This window comes from Salinicola sp. V024 (assembly GCF_052645315.1).
In genome coordinates, this window is sequence record NZ_JBQXYB010000004.1 from 314,556 (window position 1) to 335,839 (window position 21,284).

The 21,284-nt window shown below is 62.4% G+C and carries 18 protein-coding genes; 6 read left to right on the forward strand and 12 right to left on the reverse strand.

The features are described 5' to 3' along the window. Positions 1 to 189 precede the first annotated feature (189 nt). A complete protein-coding gene (slyD, locus tag ACUN9V_RS09110; protein ID WP_075562628.1) occupies positions 190 to 672 on the reverse strand; it encodes a peptidylprolyl isomerase in 483 nt (160 codons plus the stop codon). 203 nt (positions 673 to 875) lie between these two features. Here slyD and ACUN9V_RS09115 point away from each other — a divergent pair, with 203 nt between their 5' ends. Beyond that, positions 876 to 1,163: a hypothetical protein gene (locus ACUN9V_RS09115; protein WP_075562558.1), complete on the forward strand. Its 288-nt coding sequence runs from the start codon at positions 876 to 878 to the stop codon at positions 1,161 to 1,163. Between the two features lie 123 nt (positions 1,164 to 1,286). On the opposite strand, the gene ACUN9V_RS09120 is transcribed toward ACUN9V_RS09115, so the two are convergent. The 8 genes from ACUN9V_RS09120 to ACUN9V_RS09155 form a co-directional block, all read right to left on the reverse strand. Continuing rightward, positions 1,287 to 2,273, reverse strand: coding sequence for a lipid A deacylase LpxR family protein (locus ACUN9V_RS09120; RefSeq protein ID WP_075562557.1), 987 nt, complete (start codon positions 2,271 to 2,273; stop codon positions 1,287 to 1,289). Positions 2,274 to 2,476: 203 nt separating this feature from the next. Continuing rightward, positions 2,477 to 2,944, reverse strand: coding sequence for a glycine zipper 2TM domain-containing protein (locus ACUN9V_RS09125; RefSeq protein WP_439304589.1), 468 nt, complete (start codon positions 2,942 to 2,944; stop codon positions 2,477 to 2,479). Between the two features lie 169 nt (positions 2,945 to 3,113). Beyond that, positions 3,114 to 4,289, reverse strand: a complete 1,176-nt coding sequence (locus tag ACUN9V_RS09130; RefSeq protein ID WP_445511163.1) for a JmjC domain-containing protein — start codon at positions 4,287 to 4,289, stop codon at positions 3,114 to 3,116. A gap of 37 nt (positions 4,290 to 4,326) precedes the next feature. Next, on the reverse strand, positions 4,327 to 5,691 hold the full coding sequence (gene purB / locus ACUN9V_RS09135) for an adenylosuccinate lyase (RefSeq protein WP_445511191.1): 1,365 nt from the start codon (positions 5,689 to 5,691) through the stop codon (positions 4,327 to 4,329). A gap of 67 nt (positions 5,692 to 5,758) precedes the next feature. Next, on the reverse strand, positions 5,759 to 6,403 hold the full coding sequence (gene hflD / locus ACUN9V_RS09140; RefSeq protein WP_075562555.1) for a high frequency lysogenization protein HflD: 645 nt from the start codon (positions 6,401 to 6,403) through the stop codon (positions 5,759 to 5,761). Further along, positions 6,400 to 7,680 (reverse strand): tRNA 2-thiouridine(34) synthase MnmA, encoded by a 1,281-nt coding sequence (gene mnmA / locus ACUN9V_RS09145; protein WP_445511164.1) that lies wholly within the window; start codon positions 7,678 to 7,680, stop codon positions 6,400 to 6,402. Before mnmA ends, hflD begins: the two co-directional genes overlap by 4 nt. Positions 7,681 to 7,856: 176 nt before the next feature. Further along, positions 7,857 to 8,306 (reverse strand): NUDIX domain-containing protein, encoded by a 450-nt coding sequence (locus tag ACUN9V_RS09150; protein WP_075562554.1) that lies wholly within the window; start codon positions 8,304 to 8,306, stop codon positions 7,857 to 7,859. 137 nt (positions 8,307 to 8,443) lie between these two features. Continuing rightward, a complete protein-coding gene (locus ACUN9V_RS09155) occupies positions 8,444 to 9,046 on the reverse strand; it encodes a pseudouridine synthase (protein ID WP_445511165.1) in 603 nt (200 codons plus the stop codon). A gap of 307 nt (positions 9,047 to 9,353) precedes the next feature. Here ACUN9V_RS09155 and clpS point away from each other — a divergent pair, with 307 nt between their 5' ends. Together clpS and clpA are read left to right on the forward strand one after the other, a co-directional pair. Further along, a complete protein-coding gene (gene clpS, locus ACUN9V_RS09160) occupies positions 9,354 to 9,683 on the forward strand; it encodes an ATP-dependent Clp protease adapter ClpS (RefSeq protein WP_425353387.1) in 330 nt (109 codons plus the stop codon). A 120-nt stretch (positions 9,684 to 9,803) separates the two neighbouring features. Continuing rightward, complete coding sequence (gene clpA, locus ACUN9V_RS09165; protein WP_439284339.1) at positions 9,804 to 12,068, forward strand: ATP-dependent Clp protease ATP-binding subunit ClpA; 2,265 nt, start codon at positions 9,804 to 9,806, stop codon at positions 12,066 to 12,068. A 160-nt stretch (positions 12,069 to 12,228) separates the two neighbouring features. Here clpA and infA read toward each other — a convergent pair whose 3' ends face one another. The 3 genes from infA to aat form a co-directional block, all read right to left on the reverse strand. Further along, positions 12,229 to 12,447: a translation initiation factor IF-1 gene (gene infA, locus ACUN9V_RS09170; RefSeq protein WP_013332816.1), complete on the reverse strand. Its 219-nt coding sequence runs from the start codon at positions 12,445 to 12,447 to the stop codon at positions 12,229 to 12,231. A gap of 301 nt (positions 12,448 to 12,748) precedes the next feature. Then, positions 12,749 to 13,507, reverse strand: a complete 759-nt coding sequence (locus ACUN9V_RS09175; RefSeq protein WP_445511166.1) for an arginyltransferase — start codon at positions 13,505 to 13,507, stop codon at positions 12,749 to 12,751. Then, entirely contained in the window at positions 13,504 to 14,196 is a 693-nt protein-coding gene (gene aat / locus ACUN9V_RS09180) for a leucyl/phenylalanyl-tRNA--protein transferase (protein ID WP_445511167.1), read from the reverse strand. Before aat ends, ACUN9V_RS09175 begins: the two co-directional genes overlap by 4 nt. 156 nt (positions 14,197 to 14,352) lie before the next feature. Between aat and ACUN9V_RS09185 the strand changes: the two genes are divergently transcribed. From ACUN9V_RS09185 to lolA, 3 genes are all read left to right on the forward strand, one after another. Then, positions 14,353 to 16,386, forward strand: a complete 2,034-nt coding sequence (locus ACUN9V_RS09185) for a methyl-accepting chemotaxis protein (RefSeq protein ID WP_445511168.1) — start codon at positions 14,353 to 14,355, stop codon at positions 16,384 to 16,386. Between the two features lie 324 nt (positions 16,387 to 16,710). Next, positions 16,711 to 20,403, forward strand: coding sequence for a DNA translocase FtsK 4TM domain-containing protein (locus ACUN9V_RS09190; protein WP_445511169.1), 3,693 nt, complete (start codon positions 16,711 to 16,713; stop codon positions 20,401 to 20,403). 207 nt (positions 20,404 to 20,610) lie between these two features. Beyond that, entirely contained in the window at positions 20,611 to 21,267 is a 657-nt protein-coding gene (lolA, locus tag ACUN9V_RS09195) for an outer membrane lipoprotein chaperone LolA (protein ID WP_075562547.1), read from the forward strand. The last annotated feature ends 17 nt before the right edge of the window (positions 21,268 to 21,284 follow it).

A 21,284-nucleotide genomic window follows, 5' to 3' on the forward strand; every position in this document is an offset into this window, starting at 1 on the left:
AAGCGAGGGGCAGAGTCAGTCCATTGATGATGGGTCGTGGGACCAACAAGTGGTACTGAGAGTGGCACTAAAAAGTGGCACTGAAAAGTGGCACTGAAAAGTGGCACTGAAAATGGTACAAAAAAGGGCAGCCGAGAGGCTGCCCTTTTTGCGTATCGACGAACGATCTCGCCGGACAAGGCCCGGAGATCAGTGCTCGTGACCGCCTTCGCCGTGGACATGACCGTGAGAGACTTCTTCTTCGGTCGCTTCGCGAACTTCAGCGATTTCGACGTCGAAATTCAGCTTCTCGCCAGCCAGCGGATGGTTGCCGTCTACGGTCACGGTATCACCTTCGACCTTGGTGATCGTGACCATGAGCGGTCCTTCCTGAGTCTGGGCCTGGAACTGCATGCCGGGCTGCACTTCGTCGACACCCTGAAAGGCGTCCCGGGGCACTTCCTGCACCAGTGCCGGCTGCACTTCACCGTAACCTTCTTCCGGAGCGACCGCGACCTGGAGCTTGTCTCCGCTACCGTGACCCTCGAGCTCTTTCTCGAGACCCGGGATGATGTTGCCCGAACCGTGTAGATAGGTCAGGGGATCCCGACCTTCTGAACTGTCCAGTACCTCTCCCGCATCATTGGTCAATGTATAGTGGAACGCGACCACGGAGTTCTGGGCAATTTGCATCTCGAAACCTTTGCGTTTGTGCATGTCTCCCATATCCTAACGTGCCAAGACGATTCTGTCAGGTCGCAATGCGGCAGAAGTTCGACTGACACGAGGTTATCTGCTGCCGGAAACGCCGGGTGCGGCGGTTGCGAAGCCCTTCGGGTGTGGTTAACCTTCCTTGAGGATAACCCCTCTTTTCTGCGGTTGAGGAGAAGTTCGTCATGACCGTTTTTATCGTTTGGCTGATTGCCTTTATCGTCTTGTCGTTTCTGGCGCTCAAGGCCTGGGATGGCGCGCTCGGCGGCGCGATCATGCGTTGGCTGCCGGTCCAGCTGCGCGGTGATCCCGCTCAGGATCGCTGGGTGATGGCCGTTGCCCTGGGCGTATTGGGCGCCACTTTCATCATCAACCCGGTTTCCATGCTGCTGACGCTCATTCTGCTGGCGCTGGGGGTGTGGGTCGGCAAGCGCCTTGCCTGCTGGGGTATGCGCAAAGCCAAGCTGCACTGAAGGTAGTGCTGGGCCCTCGCGGTTAGCTCGATACGGCAGCGGGCGGTGCTTCAGGCACCGCCCGCTGCTGTTTTCATGGCCTCGATCATTCGATTCGGAATGAAGGAGACGGCCGACGAAGTGTCAGAGCCAGGTCGAGAGGGTGAGAGAACCGAACTGATCGCCGTTGTCCTGGCTTTCGAACTCATGGGTGCGCCAGACCGAGCTGTAGGTCAGCTGCCAGCGGTTCCAGGATAGCGCCAGGCCGAGCTGAGCGTCCCCCACCCAAGGACGGCGATCGACCGAATGGCTGTCTTCGAACGTATTGCCATCGAGCAGCATGTTGTAAGCCATGAGGCGCCCTTCGACGTTGGCGAAGAGATACCAGTTGAAGCCGCTGTTCTTCTCGAAAAAGATCCGACTGCCTTGGGAGGGCGCCACCGCAGGGATGCCGAAACTCTTGTCGAGTCCCTGGCCCAGGCGCAGACCGAGCCCCGTTGCACCGTAGGTATAGAGGTTACCGACCGCGACACCGACGGAAGGGCCGTACTCCGCTTCCAGAGCGCCCAACTGACCCTGCTTCCACCATGCCGTCTGATAGGCGACATTCACGAATGGCTCGTTGCGAAGCTGATTGTGCCAGCCTTTGGGCTCGTCGCTGTCGATCAAGTGATGGAAATTCTGCTGCACCGTATGACCGCCGGCACCCGGGCCGACGAGACCCACGTCGAAGAAAAGTCCACTGGTTCGTCTCCATCCCGTCAGCTGCTGATCGTCGAACAGCGATAGCCCTGCGTAGAGTACGCCGGCATAGGGGCGATCATCCTCGATCAGACCACGCTCACTGATGTCTTCCGGCGTGTAGATCTGCTGGCCTACGCGGTAGGCGGCTCCGTCGAGCGCGGATGCGCTCCATCCGGGAATGACGCCGGCCAGCTCCCGTGTCCAGTGATCAGGGCCAGGTCTGAAAGACCAGTCTCCCTCGAAGCCGTTGGTGTAATGGCCGTCGTCACCGCTGGCGAATATGTCGTTTTCCGATTTCAGGGTCAGAATGCCGTCTGCCCAGACAGAGCTGGAGATCGCGGCCATGACAATGGCCAACCCGGTGTGCGTCCAAAGGTTCCCTTTCATGAATCGTTCTGTTCCCTTAAACGAATGATGTGACACTTGAAACATACAATAACGTACGTAAAGTGTCGATGCATCCGAAATTGGTAACGCGCTAACAAAAAAACGGCGCCCGATGGGCGCCGTTCGAAGGTGATACCGTTGCAGTGACTCTGGGATCGTCATTTCCGTCGCCGTGTCGCAGCTCCGGAAACGTCGCAGCCGACTCAGTAAGGCGCGACGCTGACGCTGGAGCCGCTCGCGACCAGCTTGACGCGCTGGCCCACCTGCCAGTTGCGATCGGCCTTCTGAACCACGACCACGCTCTGACCACTGTCCTGACGAATCTCCAGCTCGTAGCCATCGACGCGATCGGTAGCCTGCTGAACCTTGCTGCCCGCGATAGTGCCGCCGAGGGCGCCAGCGGCCGTGGCGATGGTGCGTCCGGAGCCGCCACCGACCTGATTGCCCAGCAGACCACCGATAACGGCGCCGCCCAGGCTGCCCAGAACGCTCTCACCGTTACCGCCCTGAATTTGTACCGGGCGCACCGACTGGATCGTGCCGTAGCTGACGGATTGCGCGGTGCCAGCCTGATCCCCGCGATAGACATCTCCTGAGTACGTGGAGGTGTTGGTACAACCGGCCAGGGCCAGCAGGCTCATGACGAGTGCGGGGGCAACGAGTCTTTTCATCATCGAATTCTCCTTAACATCCAGGTAGGCGTTGATAGCCAGCATACTAAAACGGTGTTTTAAAACCAATCCAGCGTTTTTGGCTCATCGGGAACGGAATCACGTCCGGTTATCTTGCCCGTCTAGAGTGTAGGGGGCGCCGGCAGATTTTGCTTTACCATCCCGCGAGTCATTCCTCGTCATCGATGCCGCTCAGGCTGCCGCTGTCGAGAAGTGCGGCGAGCACGCGCTCGCTGTCGGGATAATCCAGCACGTCGGCATCGATGAGAGACTTCGCCGCCAGATACCGGGCCAGCGCTGGATCGCAGACGACCGCGTCGCCGTCGACGAACAGCGTGGCCCGGGCGTCGTCCTGGCGCCGCCAGGCGAAGCGCGAGCCCGGGCTGCGAACCAGCTGCTCACCGCGTTCGAGCGAAGCGCGCAAAGCCTCCGGCGTCGTCGCGGACTCCGCCGGTACGACCTGATCCAGATACTTGGGCTGAGTCATCGCGCGGCCGAACCACTGGGCCATCTGCTCCGGACGATCAATGGCGCTAAGCAGCAGATCTCGGACTCGTGCGATGGCCTGATCGTCCAGTTCGCCGACATCGAGGGGCGGCTGCAGATCGGCGTCGCCGTAGCGCTGACTATCGCCGAGCTGCTCCCCGATATAGTCCGCGTAAGAGGTTACGACCTCGTCGGCGGACGGAGCGCGAAAGCCGATGGAGAAGGTCATGCAGTCTTCGGATTCGCTGACGCCGTGATGGGCGACGCCGGGGGGGAGATAGAGCATATCTCCCGGTTCCAGCACCCACTCCTGACCGGCTTCGACACTGAAGTTTTCCAGGATACGCAGATCGATTCCGGGGATCAGGCTGGCCTCGTCGCCGGGGCTCCCCCCTAGCTGCCAACGGCGCTTGCCGCTGACCTGCAGTAGAAAGACATCGTATTGATCGACGTGGGCACCGACGCTGCCGCCGGGCGGCGCGTAACTGACCATGACGTCATCGAGCCGCCAGCTCGGCACGAAATCGAAAGCTTCCAGCAGTTCGGCGACTTCCGGGACATAGTGATCCACCGCCTGCACCAGCAACGACCAGCCGCTGGTGGGCAGGCGCGAGAACGTCTCGTCGTCGAACGGGCCATGGCTGACCTGCCACGCCTTATCCGGGCCGTTCTCTTCCACCAGTCTGGCCTCGATCCCTTCCTCGCAGGCCAGCCCGGCGAGATCGTCCGGCTCCAGCGGCGAGCTGAAATCGGGGAGGGCACCGCGAATCAACAGCGGTGATTTCTGCCAGTGCTGGCTGAGAAACTGGGCGGGCGTGAGGCCGCCGAGCAGCGTGCGGGGCGTATTGGCCGACGTCATGTCCGTTCTCCTGCCTGGAAGGTTCGTGTAAGAGGAATCAGAGCGCCCTGGCCTGATCGACGGCGTTGCCGATGTAGGTGGCCGGGGTCAGCGTCTTGAGTTCGGCCTTGACCTCGTCCGGCAGCGCCAGGGTCTCGATGAAGGCGGCAAAGCCGGCCTGATCGACGCGCTTGCCGCGGGTCAGCTCCTTGAGCTTCTCGTAGGGCTTTTCGATGCCGTAACGCCGCATCACGGTCTGAATCGGCTCGGCCAGCACTTCCCAGTTCTGATCCAGATCGTCGGCGAGGCGCTGCGGGTTGGCCTCCAGCTTGCCGATGCCCTTGAGTGCGGCTTCATAGGCGATCAGGCCGTACGCCAGACCGACGCCCAGATTGCGCAGTACGGTGGAATCGGTCAGGTCGCGTTGCCAGCGAGAGATCGGCAGCTTGCGCGCCAGATGATCCAGCAGCGCATTGGCCAGCCCCAGGTTGCCCTCGGAGTTCTCGAAATCGATCGGGTTGACCTTGTGCGGCATCGTGGAGGAGCCGATCTCGCCCGCGACGGTGCGCTGCTTGAAGTAGCCCAGCGAGATATAGCCCCACACATCGCGGTCGAAGTCGATCAGGATGGTGTTGAAGCGGCTGATCGCATCGAACAGCTCGGCGACATAGTCGTGAGGTTCGATCTGGGTAGTATAAGGATTGAAGGTGAGCCCCAGGGATTCGACGAACACCGCGGCGTTTTCGGCCCAGTCGATTTCCGGGTAGGTAGCGAGATGCGCGTTGTAGTTACCCACGGCGCCGTTTATCTTGCCCAGCAGTTCGACCGATTCGATCTGCTTCAACTGACGCTGCAGGCGATAAGCGACGTTGGCCATCTCCTTGCCCAGCGTGGTGGGGCTGGCGGTCTGGCCGTGAGTTCGCGACAGCATCGGCTGTTCGGCATGCTCGTGGGCCAGCCTGGAAACGGCGTCATGCACCTGGCGCATCGTTGGCAGCAGGGTGGTCAGGCCGTCGCGCATCATCAGCGCGTAGGAAAGGTTATTGATGTCTTCGCTGGTGCAGGCGAAGTGCACGAATTCGGTGATGGCGTGCAGCTCGGGTTGATCGGCGATCGCTTCCTTGATGAAGTACTCGACCGCCTTGACGTCATGGTTGGTGGTGCGCTCGATGGTCTTGATCCGCTCGGCGTCGGCGATCGAGAAATCCTTGACCAGCGCATCCAGAAACGCCTGCGACGACGCGGAGAGCGGCGGCACTTCGGCGATGCCCGGGTGAGCCGCCAGCCGTTCCAGCCAGCGCACCTCAACGGTCACACGGGCGCGGATCAGGCCGAACTCGCTGAAATGTTCACGCAGCGGCGCGGCTTTGGCGGCATAGCGACCGTCAACGGGTGAGAGGGCGGTCAGTGCAGAGAGTTCGATCATCGTGGGTTCCCGAAACGTCGCGCGAGCAGAGAGTTCGCGGTGAAGAAAGTCGTGCGGCTCGAAGTCAATGGGTGTCGAGCTGGCGAAGGGTGCGCTTGATCGCGCCGCGCTGGAATATCAGCCGCCAGCGGCGGCCACCTTGCTGGTGCCACAGCAGCGCGAAGCGAACCCCGGCGAGCAGCGCGGTGCGGATACGTTCCGGCATGCCGGGGCTCTGCAGCAGGCTCGGTTCGCCCTGCACCACGATCCGGTAGCGGAAAGTGGAAAGGGTCTCCTGATAGAGCTCGCCCAGGCTGGCGATGACGTTCTCGTGGCTTTCGCCGAAATGTTCGGCCTGGCCCTGCACGCGGCCGAGGCGCTGCCCGAGGGTACTCATCATGGCATCGTCCTGGCGCAGTTTCTGCATCAGCAGAACCATCGAGAAGCCGTAGCGCATTACCGCCGGTTGGGCATTCTGTCGTGACATCACCGTCAACAGAGTGTCGATGCCCTGTCGCAGGTTGTTGTGATGACCGCCATAGATCGACTCGAAGCTAGGTGGATCGGTATCCAGCGTGGCATGGATCAAGGTGCTCCAGGCGCGTTCGTCGCAGTGTCCCGTACGGGCGAGCTGATCGACCACAGCAGCGGCCTGGAAAACGCCGGCCAGGGCAAGTGCCTGGCGACTGGTGCTGTCGAGCGGTGCCGATTGGATGGGCGTCGGGTTCATGCCGGGCGCTGGCTCCCTGTCGTTGCGGTCGTCGCTGCGCTAGCCGTAGTGGCAAATGAAGTGGCAAAGGAAGCGACAAAGGTGGACGTGCCGGTCAGCTCGGCAACGGCCGCCGTGTCGGCCGTGGTCGTGGCACGTATGACCGCGCCGCCAAGACAGACCTCACCATCGTAGAGCACCAGTGATTGCCCCGGGGTGACGGCGCGCTGCGGGTCGTCGAAGCGAACTTCGAGTTCGCCGTCGTCCAGCAGCGTTACTTCGCAAGCGACATCCTGCTGGCGATAACGGGTCTTGGCGCTCAGGCGGCGCTTCGCTGGCGCTTCGCCGGCAATCCAGGCCGCCGGTTCGCAGTAGACGACATCGCTGTAGAGCAGCGGATGCTCACCCTGAACCACGATCAGCACGTTGCGTTCGAGATCCTTGGCGGCAACGAACCAGGGATCCTCGCTGTGATCCTTGAGGCCGCCGATGCCCAGCCCACGGCGTTGCCCCAGGGTGTAGTACATCAGCCCCATGTGCTCGCCGACCACGTCGCCTTCCGGGGTTTCGATGCGGCCGGGTTGCGCCGGCAGATACTGGCGCAGGAAATCACTGAAGCGGCGCTCGCCGATGAAGCAGATCCCCGTGGAGTCTTTCTTGCGCGCCGTGGCCAGACCGTGACGCTCGGCCAGCGCCCTGACGGCCGGCTTTTCCAGCTCGCCCACGGGGAAAAGCGTACGGGCGATCGCGGTTCCCGGGACGGCGTGCAGGAAGTAGCTCTGATCCTTGTTGCCATCGAGCCCCTTGAGCAGCCGAGCCTGGCCATTGCCGTCGTCGTCCTTGCGAACGTAATGTCCTGTCGCGATGAGGTCCGCGCCGAGCATCTCGGCGTAATCGAGGAAGACCTTGAACTTGATTTCGCGGTTGCACAGGATGTCCGGATTGGGCGTCCGACCTGCCTGGTACTCGGCCAGAAAATGTTCGAAGACGTTGTCCCAGTATTCGGCGGCGAAGTTGGCCGTATGCAGTTTGATGCCGAGCGTGGCGCAGACTGCTTCGGCGTCTGCCAGATCGGCCATCGCGGTACAGTAGTCGGTGCCGTCGTCCTCGTCCCAGTTCTTCATGAACAGGCCTTCGACGTGATAGCCCTGCTGGATCAGCAGTAACGCCGTTACGGAGGAGTCGACGCCGCCCGACATGCCGACGATGACTTTTCGGGCGTCCTGGCAGGGAGCCGGCGACGCAGAGCCTTCGCTGGGTAAGCGCACGGTATCGCTGGATGAGCTGGCTGTGGTCATGGCACTTCCCCGACGACAATGAGCAGGCAGCGCCGGAATCGGCGCCCGGCGCATTTCTGCTGCCTGAATAAATGACCGGCGATTATAGCCGAAAGCGGGCTGTCGCATCGAGTCCATCCGATGGAGTGCGACGAGCCAATTGGTGGGAGCGGTCTGCCCGGACGACATCGCCGTTCTCAGCGCTCGCGAATGACCTCGAGGGGATAGCGGCGGCCATCGCGGGCATCGCGCAACCGCTGCATCACGACGGGAGTGCGCAGCCGGCGGCCGCGGTCGAGATCGTCGATCTCGTCGAAGGTCAGCCAGTGTGCGCTGATGATGCCTTTGTCGAGGGTGTTGCCCAGATGAGCCAGCGGCAGGCTGAGAAAGGCGTGGCTGTGAAAGGTGAGCCCATCGGGCGTCTGGTGAACATACAGGCCCAGGTAGTCGGTGATGGCGACCTGCCAGGCCGACTCTTCGCGGACCTCTCGTTCGGCAGCCGCGATCAGGCGCTCTCCGCGCTCCAGGTGTCCGGCAGGCTGGTTGAACAGACTGAACGGCCCGCCGCGATCCTCTTCCACCATCAGGTAACGACCGGCCCGTTCCACGACCACGGCGACGGTCACGCGGGGTGTCCAGCGATTCATGTGATTTCTCCCAACTCGGTACGCCCAACTCGATACGCGGCCCTCGACACCGGGCCGCGGGGCTCACGCCGATCATACCCGGTCTGCGCCAATTCGAAAGTCCGCCAGCGGATATGCCGTTGCCGGATCGAATATGATCAGCGTCTTCGACCCGGCCTCGAGCGTCCGGTCGGGGGCTGACGTGGCGAGCTCCGAGGAACGTTGACGGTTTCCCAGCGCGACTCACCGGGCTGCAGGCCGTCCAGACGCCATGGGCCGATCGCGACACGAATCAGACGCAGCGTAGGGTGCCCCACGTGGGCCGTCATCCGGCGAACCTGACGATTGCGCCCCTCGCGTAGCTCGATCGCCAGCCAGGTGGTGGGGATCGATTCACGATAACGTACCGGCGGATCGCGCGGTGCCGGCTCCGGCTCGGCCAGGCGCCTGACTCGGGCAGGCCGGGTCGGGCCATCCTTCAGAGTGACGCCCTCGCGCAGTGCCTTGAGGGCGGCCTCGTCCGGCTCGCCCTCGACCTGGATCCAGTAATGTTTCGGCAACTTGTGGCGCGGATCGCTGATGCGGTGTATCAGGGCGCCGTCATCGGTCAGCAGCAACAGGCCTTCGGAATCGTAATCGAGGCGTCCGGCGGGATAGACGTCTCGCACATCCAGATGGTCGGCCAGGGTGGGGCGGCCCTGGCCGTCAGTGAACTGACAGAGAACGTGATAGGGCTTGTGCAGTAGATAAATTCGACTCATGCCGGTCGCCGACGCGCCTCTGAGCGGATGGGTTAATGACTTTCGACAGAGCGACATCGTGGCGGTCGAGGGCTGTCGTGACTATTTTGAACAAGGACTTGTTTGAACGAGGGCTTGCATACGAACCCCGCCGGCCGCATCTTCAAGGAACCTCCGGGCTCCGATGGTATCCAATACCTGACCTCAGTCCCAACTCGTACCCGAGCCGATGCATCCAGGGCTTCATCCAGATTGTGCCAAGAACCGTATGTCAGAGATCGTAGAAAAACTATCGTCCTATCCGTTTCGGAGGTCATCGATTATGGGTATGACGCGGCCCCCTGATCCCGACCATCAGGAGCAGGGCGACGTCGCCGAGCAGGTTTCCGACCCGCAGCTGGCGCCACCGCCCATGTACAAGGTCGTGCTTTATAACGACGACTACACACCCATGGAGTTCGTGGTCGAGATCCTGCAGCGATTCTTCGTCATGGACAGCGAGAAAGCGGTGCAGATCATGCTTGCCGTTCACACCCAGGGCAAGGCGACCTGCGGCATCTTCACCCGCGACATCGCGGAGACCAAGTGTCATCAGGTCAACGAATATGCCAGAGAGTGTGAGCATCCCCTCATGTGTGATGTGGATGCCGCAGAGTAGAGAAACCGATAGCGGTCACATATCGTCGACGCATTTGTCCCAGAGGACTTGCGAAACCGCCCATTGTGCCCGATTGTGAAAGTGCCGACCGACGCCCTCAGTGGCTAAAAGGGGACTGCCATGTTGAGTAAAGAACTTGAACTCACCCTGAACACGGCCTTCACCGTGGCGCGCTCGAAGCGACACGAGTTTATGACCGTGGAGCACCTGTTGCTGGCGCTTCTCGATAATGCCTCGGCAGCCGATGTGCTGAACGCCTGCGGCGCGAACCTGGAAAAGCTTCGTGCCGATCTGCAGGACTTCATCAATTCCACGACCCCGCTGATTCCCGAAGAGCAGGAAGATCGGGAAACGCAGCCGACGCTGGGCTTCCAGCGTGTGCTTCAGCGTGCGGTCTTTCATGTGCAATCCTCCGGCAAGAGCGAAGTGACCGGTGCCAATGTGCTGGTGGCGATCTTCTCCGAGCAGGAGAGCCAGGCGGTCTATTTCCTCAAGCAGCAGAGCGTGGCGCGCGTGGATGCGGTGAACTACATCGCCCACGGCATCTCCAAGGTGGCCGGCCATGGCCAGTCACAGCAGCCGTCGCCGGAGTCCGAAGAGGGCGAGGAAGCGGCCGGCGAGAACGGTCAGAGCCCGCTCTCCAACTACGCCACCAATCTCAATGATCAGGCGCGCTTGGGCAAGATCGATCCGCTGATCGGCCGCGATCACGAGCTCGAGCGAGTGGTGCAGATCCTGGCGCGGCGACGCAAGAACAACCCGTTGCTGGTAGGTGAGGCCGGCGTCGGCAAGACCGCCATCGCCGAAGGTCTGGCTAAGCGCATCGTCGAGGAAGACGTACCGGACGTTATCGCCGACGCAGTGGTCTACTCGCTCGATATGGGCGCATTGCTCGCCGGCACCAAGTATCGCGGCGATTTCGAGAAGCGGCTCAAGGGTTTGCTTGCCGATCTGCGTAAGCAGGACAACTCGATTCTGTTCATCGACGAAATCCACACGGTGATCGGCGCCGGCGCCGCTTCCGGCGGAGTCATGGACGCCTCGAATCTGCTCAAGCCGTTGCTCTCCTCGGGTGAGCTGCGCTGTATCGGTTCGACCACGTTCCAGGAATTCCGCGGCATCTTCGAGAAGGACCGCGCGTTGGCACGGCGTTTTCAGAAGGTGGACGTGCCGGAGCCGACCGTCGAGGACACTATCCATATTCTCAAGGGGCTACGCGGGCGCTTCGAGGAGCACCACCAGCTGAAGTACACCGATGCGGCGCTGGAGAGCGCCGCGCGGCTGGCGGATCGCTACATCAACGATCGCCATCTGCCCGACAAGGCGATCGACGTCATCGACGAGGCCGGTGCGCACCAGCGTCTGCTGCCGCCGGAAGCGCGCATTGCCACGATCGATGTCGATCAGGTCGAGGCCGTGGTGGCCTCCATCGCGCGCATTCCACCGAAGAGCGTCTCCAGCTCGGATCGCAAACTGCTCTCCAATCTGGAGCGCGATCTGAAAATGCTGGTGTTCGGTCAAGACGAGGCGATCACCAGTCTTTCCGCCGCGATCAAGCTGTCACGCGCCGGGCTCAAGTCTCCGGACAAGCCGGTGGGCAGCTTCCTGTTCTCCGGCCCGACCGGCGTCGGCAAGACCGAAGTGGCGCGGCAGCTGTCGCTGCTGATGGGCATCGAGCTGGTGCGGTTCGACATGTCGGAATACATGGAGCGCCACACGGTATCGCGGCTGATCGGTGCGCCTCCGGGCTATGTCGGCTACGACCAGGGCGGGCTGTTGACCGAGGCGATCACCAAGCAGCCTCACTGCGTACTGCTACTGGACGAAATCGAGAAGGCGCATCCGGAAGTCTTCAACCTGCTGCTGCAGGTAATGGACCATGGTCGTCTGACCGACAACAACGGCCGTGAAGCGGATTTCCGTCACGTGATCGTGATCATGACGTCGAACGCCGGGGCCGAGCAGATCTCGCGTCGCTCGATCGGTTTCCAGACTCAGGATCATTCGACCGATGGCATGGAAGTGATCCGTCGCACGTTCACGCCGGAGTTCCGCAACCGTCTCGACGGGATCATTCAGTTCCATGGTCTCGAGCCGTCCATCGTGCGCAATGTCGTCGACAAGTTCCTGGTCGAACTGCAGGCGCAGCTGGACGAGAAGCGGGTGCAGCTGGATGTCGACGACGACGCTCGTGCCTGGCTTGCCGAGAAGGGCTATGACCCGGAGATGGGGGCGCGTCCGATGGCCCGCGTCATCCAGGAGAAGCTCAAGAAGCCGCTGGCCGAGATGATCCTGTTCGGCGAGCTGGCCGAGAACGGCGGCCTGGTGCATGTGCGCGTCGAAAACGACGAGCTGCAGCTCGAGACCGAAGCCGAAATCGCCTGACGCAGCAGCGGCAAACGACAACGCCTCGCCATGGTCGACATGGCGAGGCGTTTTTGATTCTGTCGTCGTTTGCGTCGCCTGCCTGACGTGGAACCAGCGTGTCAGATGCGTTCAGGGAGGCGAGCGGCCGCTGGCGCGATGGGCCGAGCGAGTCGCGATATCAGCGAGAGCGGTAGACGATGCGGCCTTTGGAGAGGTCGTAAGGAGTCAGTTCCACTTTGACCTTGTCACCGGTCAGTATACGAATGTAGTTCTTGCGCATCTTGCCGGAAATATGGGCGGTCACGACATGACCGTTTTCCAGTTCGACGCGGAACATGGTGTTGGGAAGCGTGTCGACGACGACGCCTTCCATTTCGATGTGATCTTCTCGTGCCATATAGGCGATCCCTCTTGACGTTTTGAGCTAGGGCTTGGTGAGGGCCTGGCATGGCGCCTCGCGGTCGGCAATCGACGTAATATGACGCGAACAGCAGTGTCGCCGTCCACGTTATCATCGTGCCAGCCCGCCATTGGGCCTCTGAAGTGCGCGATATTATGGGCCATCTCGCCGGGGAAGGCAAAAATACGCTTGAAATCGAGCCGGAAGTCCCTGGCGAATGCCAGACCGGACCGCTTTTTCATCATGGCCGAGCCCGGTTTCGCTGGGGCGCTTTTGATAGGAGAGCGCTACTGTCGGATCAGGAGAGCGCTGCTGTCGGAACCATGCGCTGCCAGCGTCCGCCGTTGAGGTACTCGAGCGGCTGGTAATCCTGCTTGTAACGCATTTTCTGGCTCTCCCGGATCCAATAGCCCAGGTAGACGTGGGGCAGATGGCGTTCACGCGCGAGTTCGAGCTGGCTGAGGATGGCGAAGCTACCCAGCGAGCGTCGTTCGAATATCGGATCGGGGTCGAAGAAAGTATAGATCGCCGAAAGTCCATGACTCAAGATATCGGTGGCGGCCACCGCCATCAGATGACCGCCGAGTCGAAACTCCAGCAGCTTGGCGAACGGATGCGCCTGGGTCAGAAACATCCGGTACTGCTCCCGACTGGGCGGGAACATATCGCCATCGGCATGGCGGGCGCCGATATAGCGGGCGTAGAGCGCGTAGTGCTGCTCGTCGAACTCGGTCGGCCGCAGTCTCAGCGTCAGGTCCCGGTTGCGGTTGATCAGCTTGCGCTGCGTTCGAGACGGGGCGAAGTCATCCACCGGTATCCTGACCGACGTGCAGGCGCTGCAGGCCTCACAGTGGGGGCGGTAGAGATTGCTACCGCTGCGCCGGAAGCCCAGCAGGGTGAGCGCGTCGTAGACTTCCGGGGCTACGGTCTCCTGGGGATCGAGAAACAGCGTCGTTGCCTCTCGTCCCGGCAGATAACTGCAGGGATGTGGCACCGTCAGGAAGAAACGAAGGTCACGTGTCTGATGCTGCGGGCCATTCGCGTTGTCGCTGCTCACGTTGGCTCCGTTGGCCAGAGATCGGCCGGGTTGGGTGCGTTGACGTTTTTCTCAAGATAGTTGATGAACGTGTCGCGGGCGATGTCTCTCGCCCCCATGCTGGCCAGGTGCGGCGTGTGCATCTGGCAGTCGATCAACGCGAAGTCGCGCTGATGGAGTTCGTGTGCCAGATGAACCAGCGCGATCTTCGAGGCATCGGCGGCGCGGCTGAACATCGATTCACCGAAGAAGATCCGACCGATCGACAGCCCGTAGAGCCCACCGACCAGCGCCTCTTCTTGCCAGACTTCCACGCTATGCGCGTGTCCCAGCCGGTGCAGGTCCTCGTAGGCTCGACGCATGGCATCGTCGATCCAGGTGCCACCGGCGTCGGCGCGAGTCTCGGCGCAGGCGGCGATGACGCGTTCGAAGGCGCCGTCGAACGTCACGCTGAAACCCACGTTGCGTAGCCGCTTGGATAGACTTCTCCGGATCCGAATCTCTTCGGGGAACAGCACCATGCGCGGATTGGGCGACCACCACAAAATCGGCTGGCCTTCGGCGTACCAGGGGAAGATGCCATGACGGTAGGCGTTCAGCAGCCACTCGGGCGTCAACGCGCCGCCGACGGCGAGCAGCCCATCGGGATCATCGAGAGCGTGAGTGACCGGAGGAAAAGCGACGATATGGGGCGGTAGCCAGGGGAGCATGCATCACGACCGAATGAGAAAGCGGCTGAAAACGCCGGCCAGCATATCAATGCTGGTCGCATCTTGCGCGATGCGGATTTTTTCTCGTGGGCATTATCAAGATTGTCATTGTCGCCGCCGATAGATTGTCCGACTACTCAACTCGCGGAAAGACTCATGGCTGCACTCCGACAGCGTCTTCGCCATGCCAGTATCGGTATCAAGCTGGCTTCCATCGTTGCCTTGTTACAGGTCGCCGTGCTGATGGGGCTGGCTTTCGCCATGGCCCAGTCAAGCACGACGCAGCTGCGTGCGGCCACCCAGCACGAACTGCAGACCCAGCAGGACTCCATCACCGACATGCTGTCGCTGTTCGATTACAGCCTGCAGCAGCAGGCCGATCGCTTCCTGAATATCTTTTCCGATCAGTATTCGGGCCGGTTCTCGTTGAGTCCGGATCAGCAGGTGGAGGTCTCCGGACGCCAGACTCCGACGTTGAAAGATGGGCTGGAGGTGCTCAACGACAACACCTGGAAGCTCGATCGCTTTACCGCCCAGACCGGGACGCCGGCGACGATCTTCGCCCGCGACGGGGACGATTTCGTGCGGATCTCCACCTCTCTTAAGAATGAGGCGGGCGAGAGGGCGATGGGAACGTTGCTCAAGCGTGACTCGAAGAGCTACGCCAAACTGATGGCGAATGAGCCCTATATCGGCCTGGCTAATCTATTCGGGACCTCCTACATCACCAAGTACCAGCCGATTCAGGACAGCGATGGCAACGTAGTCGGGGCGCTTTTCGTCGGGGTCGATGTCAGCGCAGAGATGGCACAGGTGCAGAATCGCATTCGCGAAATGGGCATCGGCGATGCCGGCTACACCATGCTGATCTCGGCCGTAGACGATGCGCGGGGCCAGGTCATCGCCGGTGGGCCTTACGAGGGGCAGAATCTGCTGGACGGCGAGCTGGCCGATACCTATGCGCCGCTCTTCGACCAGACAACCGGTGAGATCGACTACCAGGCCAGCGACGGTGACGAGCGCCTGGTCTCCTACTCCCGCTATCCGGAGTGGCAGTGGATCGTGGCCGGCTCGGTCTCGGTGGACGAGATCCAGGCCGGGGTCATTGCCGCGCGGGATCGCTTCCTGTTGATCGCGCTGGGCTTGGCCGCGGCGCTGGGTCTGACGCTCTACTGGATCGTCAAGCAGCTGGTGACCCGACCGATGAACCGTGCGGTGGGTCTGGCACAGGCGCTGGCGCAGGGGGACCTGTCGCAGCGTATCGATACGCGCCGACGTGACGAGATCGGCCAACTGATCGCCGCCATGAACGGCATCGGCGACGGGCTCGAACGTATCGTTGGCCAGGTGCGCGGTGCGGTCGCCTTGACGGAAAATCATACTCGGGAACTGGCATCCGGGAATGCCGAACTGGCATCGCGCACCGAATCCCAGGCGGCCAGCCTCGAAGAGACCGCGGCCAGTACCGAAGAGATCAATGCCACGGTGCGCCAGAACGCGCAGCGAGCGCAGGAAAGTGACGAGCAGGCGCGACGCACGGCGCAGGCTGCCGGCGAGGCGCAGAGTACGGTCGAGGCCACGGCCGACGCCATGCAGCGTATCGTCGCCATGGCTCGTCAGATCTCCGAGGTCGTCGGAGTGATCGATGGCATCGCGTTTCAGACCAATCTGCTGGCTTTGAACGCTTCCGTCGAGGCCGCTCGGGCCGGCGAGCAGGGCAGAGGATTTGCCGTGGTTGCCCAGGAGGTGCGGAGTCTGGCGGAGCGTTGCGCGACCTCGGCGCAGGAGATCAAGGCGCTGATCGGCCGCACCGTCGACGAGGTCGATAGCGGCAATCTGCGAGCCGTCGAAGCAGGCGAGCGTGTCGCCGAAATCGTCTCCCAGGTGGAGCGCATCAGTACGCTGATCTCGGAAATCCGTCTGGCCTCCGATGAGCAGTCCCACGGCATCGAGCAGATCAACGTGGCGATTTCACAGATCGACGAGAGTACGCAGAGTAACGCGGCGCTGGTGCGCCAGTCCCACGCCTCGACCCAGCAGCTTAGCGAGCAGAGTCGCGGGCTGGCCGATACCGTCGCCCTGTTTCGTCTGCGTCACGCGCCTCAGGTCGGTTCCGACGAATCCGAGACGGCTCCGCGGGTATCCGGCACCGGGCAGCGAACGGTGGTCGAGGATTCGCTGCCGGCCTGAATCGATAGGTTGCGAGATAGGGTTACGAGATAAGGCTGCAAGATAGGGCGACAATCGTAACGCCGCGAGCTAGCGGCGCCCCCTGTGATGTCGGCCCCGCCCCCGGTATGATGGCGAATCGAAAGAGCCGGACCCGCCAGTGGGTTCGGCCGCTGATCGCCAATGCCGCGAGCGGAATGGAATGCCGCCAGCGGCGTGGCAGTTGATTGTGCTACGCCACGCCAGATCTGGCGCGAGGGGGTTGATCATTTGAGTGCCAAGAGTTCGGCTAAGAAGAGCCGTCGTTCATCAACGCAAGCGCAAGCCAGGGAGCAGGCCCGCCACGTGATCATGCGCCTCCAGGGTGTGACTCGCGAGGGCGCGGTGATCCTGCTGCTCGCCATCTGCGTCTTTTTGCTGTTGGCGCTGTTCAGCTACACGCCGACGGATCCGGGGTGGTCGCACAGCGGACCGGATCAATCCGTCTCCAACTGGATGGGCCCGATCGGCGCCTGGCTATCCGACGTTCTCTACTCCCTGTTCGGTGCCAGCGCGCTGTGGTGGCCGGGCATGTTCGGCCTCGGCGCATGGCGCCTGATGCGTCAGGCGCAGGTTCAGATCGCCTGGGATCCGGTCGCCCTAGCCGTTCACACCGGCGGTCTGCTGCTGCTGTTGATGAGCACCACGACGCTTGGCGATCTGCACTTCTACAGTGCGGCCAGCGAACTCCCCAATCAGGCCGGCGGTATTCTGGGCCGGGGTATCGCCGGTTCTCTCACATCGCTGGTGGGGGTGAGAGGGACCACGCTGATCGCCATTGCTGCTTTCATGTCGGGCTTCACGCTGTTTTCCGGGATGTCCTGGTTGACGGTGATGGACGAACTCGGCAGTTCGCTCAGCCGCCTGTTCCATTGGTCGAAAGCGCGCGCTGGCGAGCGACGTGAGGTTCGCGAGACCCGCCGGATCGACAGGGCCGAGGCGCGTCGCGAAGCGTCCATCGAGCCTGCGGGGGTCGAACGTGACGATGAGGAAGATTCGGTCAGCGAAGATGACACGCCACGTAAGACGGCGTGGTGGGCGCGCTGGTTGCCCTGGCACTGGTTATCCTGGAACAGGGCGCCGGATCTGGAGCAGTGGGACGACGACGCCGGCTATGCCCGGCAGAGCCGTCAGGAACCCGCCTGGGAAAACGCCGTCGGCGCGACCGACGGCGGCGAGCGTCGTGAATCCTCCCTTTGGCGCAACGACGGTCGCACGGACATTCCGTGGGACATTCCGGCGCGCACGCCGTCGGCCAAACGGCCGGAAGCGTCCTATACCGCTCGCCAGCAGCGCGACGAGAGCCGTGAGCCGACCCTGGGCTCCGTACCGCTGGATGCCACCCCGGCGCAAGATGGCGAGCCGACGCCGCGGCGCGCTTCGGCGGCAACGCGTCCGGTCACTGACGCTGGCGTACGTTCGTCCGGTGTCGAGCCGGCGTCGAGTCGCATCTCCGCCCACGATCCGGTTCCAGGTATTGCTGCGAGTTCGGTGAAAACGGCAGGCGCCAGGAACGAAGCCGATGCCAACGATAAAGCGTCGTCCGAGCCTCAGTCGGACAGTTCAGCATTCCGTGCCGACGTTACACGGCGACGTATTCCGGACGCCTTTCAGGCTCCTGCTGGTGCGCCTTCTGGCTTTGCCGGCAGAGTCGATCCTGAGATTTCCTCGCAAGGCGACGATAGTCGCGGTGTCGATGAGAAGAATGTCGATGAGAGGAATGTCGATGGCAGGAGCATCGATAAAAGGGGCGTTGATGAAAGGGGCGTTGATGAAAGGCAAGGCGCTGAAGCGACCTTCGACACGACTTCAGGTATCGACAGACGCTCTGACACCGACCGGCATCCGGCGCCTGAAGCAGGCCGCAGTTCGGTAGCGACGTCGTGGCCGTCTCGGGATGACGAGCGCCAGGCATCACCGGCAGACGAACCGCACCTCTCCGGCCTCGCGGCAGACGATGACGACGCACCCACGCAGCAGTGGGGCATTAGCGCCGATCGGCACGAGCCCGCGTCGACCTGGCAGCCAGAGGACGACGCCGATGACGAATCGGTCGCCGGCCCCCTCGAGACGTCGCCTTCCCGGCAGCAGGATGCTTCGCGAGATCGTTCCGGCATCGATTGGCGCAAGGCCGAAGCCGAGGGTGGCGATATACCGGCGGATCCGACGCTTTCGGCCTTCCCGGATAACGAGCCGGTCGATGAGCCGGTTCGACCCACCGTCGAAGCCCCGACCCGACGTCAGGAGCCGCGTTTCGATATCGAGGATGACGCCGAGGCTGTGGACGACAACGATAGCGAGCTCGCCGGAGGGGCGCGACCGTTTCAGCATGCGCCGGCACCTCAGCATTCGCCATCAGCGTCAGAATCGGCATCCGTGCCCAACGTGGCCACCGCCGCGCAGGCAAGGGCCGCGGCCGGCGACCAGCCGACGCTGTGGACGGTCGAACATCTGCAGAGCCAGCGCCCGGTGATGGACGACATGCCGGAGCCGAGTGGCAATCTGCCGTCGATTCGTCTGACTACGCCCGCCGATCCCGAGCAGCCCAACTACACCCCCGAGCAACTGGAGGACATGGCGGAACTGCTCGAGATGCGTCTGCGTGAATATGGCGTCAAGGCGGAAGTGGTCGAGACCTGGCCCGGCCCGGTCATCACCCGCTTCGAGATCCGTCCGGCGGCGGGCGTGAAAGTCTCCAAGATCAGCAACCTGGCCAAGGATCTGGCGCGTTCGTTGATGGTCAAGAGCGTCCGTGTGGTCGAGATCATTCCCGGCAAGCCCACGGTGGGCATCGAAATTCCCAATCCCAACCGGGCGATGATTCGCATTCGCCAGGTGCTGGATTCCGACGTCTATCAGAACGCTGAGTCTCCGGTCACCTTGGCTCTGGGCCAGGATATCGGCGGCAACCCGGTGGTCGCCAATCTCAACAAGATGCCTCATCTCCTGGTGGCCGGCACCACCGGCTCGGGCAAGTCGGTGGGTATCAACACCATGCTGGTGTCGATGTTGCTCAAGGCGACGCCGGACGAAGTTCGCATGATCATGGTCGATCCCAAGATGCTCGAGCTCTCCGTCTACGACGGCATTCCGCATCTGTTGGCGCCGGTCGTCACCGACATGAAAGAAGCGGCCAACGCGCTGCGCTGGTGTGTCGCCGAGATGGAGCGGCGCTACAAGCTGATGGCGGCGATGGGCGTGCGCAACATTGCCGGCTTCAACGCCAAGCTCGATGAAGCCGAGAGCCACGGGGCGCAGGTTCAGGACCCGATGTGGGAACCGCAGCCGTGGGAGATGCACCAGCCGCCGCCGACGCTTGCGAAGCTGCCCTACATCGTGGTGGTGATCGACGAATTCGCCGACATGTTCATGATCGTCGGCAAGAAGGTCGAAGAGCTGATCGCGCGTCTGGCCCAGAAGGCGCGAGCGGCGGGTATCCACCTGATCCTGGCGACCCAGCGGCCTTCGGTCGACGTGGTCACCGGCTTGATCAAGGCCAACATTCCCACGCGCATGGCGTTTCAGGTCTCGTCCAAGATCGATTCGCGCACGATCCTCGATCAGGGGGGCGCCGAGAACCTGCTGGGCCACGGTGACATGCTCTATCTGCCGGCCGGTGCCGGCATGCCGCAGCGGGTCCACGGTGCGTTCGTCGACGACGATGAAGTGCATCGTATCGTCGAGGACTGGAAACGCCGCGGCGAGCCGGAGTATATCGAGGAGATTCTGTCGGGCGGCGTTTCCGCCGACGCACTGGCAGGGCTCGAAGCCGACGGCGGCGATGGCGACGATGCCGAGCAGGATGCGCTCTACGACGAGGCCGTGCAGTTCGTCACCGAGACGCGGCGGGCCTCGATTTCCGCCGTGCAGCGTCGTTTCAAGATCGGCTACAACCGCGCCGCGCGACTGGTCGAGGCGATGGAACAGGCCGGCGTCGTGACCTCGATGGGTAACAACGGCTCACGCGAAGTGCTGGCCCCGCCCCCCGTCGGCCATTGAACGATCGCTTACGGCCACGGGGCAGCGTTAAACCCCGTGGCCGTTTTGCTGTCCAACGCTTCAACACGCCGAATGAAAGCTACTGGGAATGAAGGCCACTGGTAGATGATCGTCGGCCGAGATTCGCCAATTCACGACTCATCGTTTCAAGACTCGCCGTTCGAGGCTCGTCGTTTCAAGACTCGCTGTTTCAAGAAAGGAATATCCATGCGCAAGATGAAGACGTTGGCTATCGCCGGAGCCGTGTTGCTGGCGCCGGCATTGATGACCCAGGCGGCAGTGGCCGATCAGGCCTCTGCGGATCGCCTGACACATCTGCTGGAGCCGCTGAAGACTTATTCGGCGGATTTCGAGCAGCAGATTCTGGATGCGTCGGGGTCGAGCCTGCAGGACACCAGCGGACACATGTGGCTGTCGCGGCCGGGGCATTTCCGTTGGGAAGTGAACGAGCCCTATCGCCAGCTGGTCGTTTCCGACGGCGATGAAGTCTCGCTGTACGATCCGGATCTGGAGCAGGTCACCATCCAGCCGCTGGATGACCGCGTCACGCACACGCCGGCACTACTGTTGTCGGGAAGCGCTTCGGAGCTGGCCGATAACTACGACGTGTCACGCCAGCAGCAGGGCGCCAGCGAAACCTTCACCCTGGTGCCACAGGCTAATGACACCCTGTTCGAGCAGCTCAAGCTGACCTTCTACAGCGAGCAGCTCGACGCGCTGCAGATGACCGACAGCACCGGGCAGCGCACGGCGATCGACTTCGACAATGCCGAGACCAATACCGATATCGATCCGGCGCAGTTCCAGTTCCAGCCTCCCGAAGGCGCCGACGTGATCCGCGAGCAGTCGCCCGCGACACCGTAAGCGGTTCGTTCGTCGAT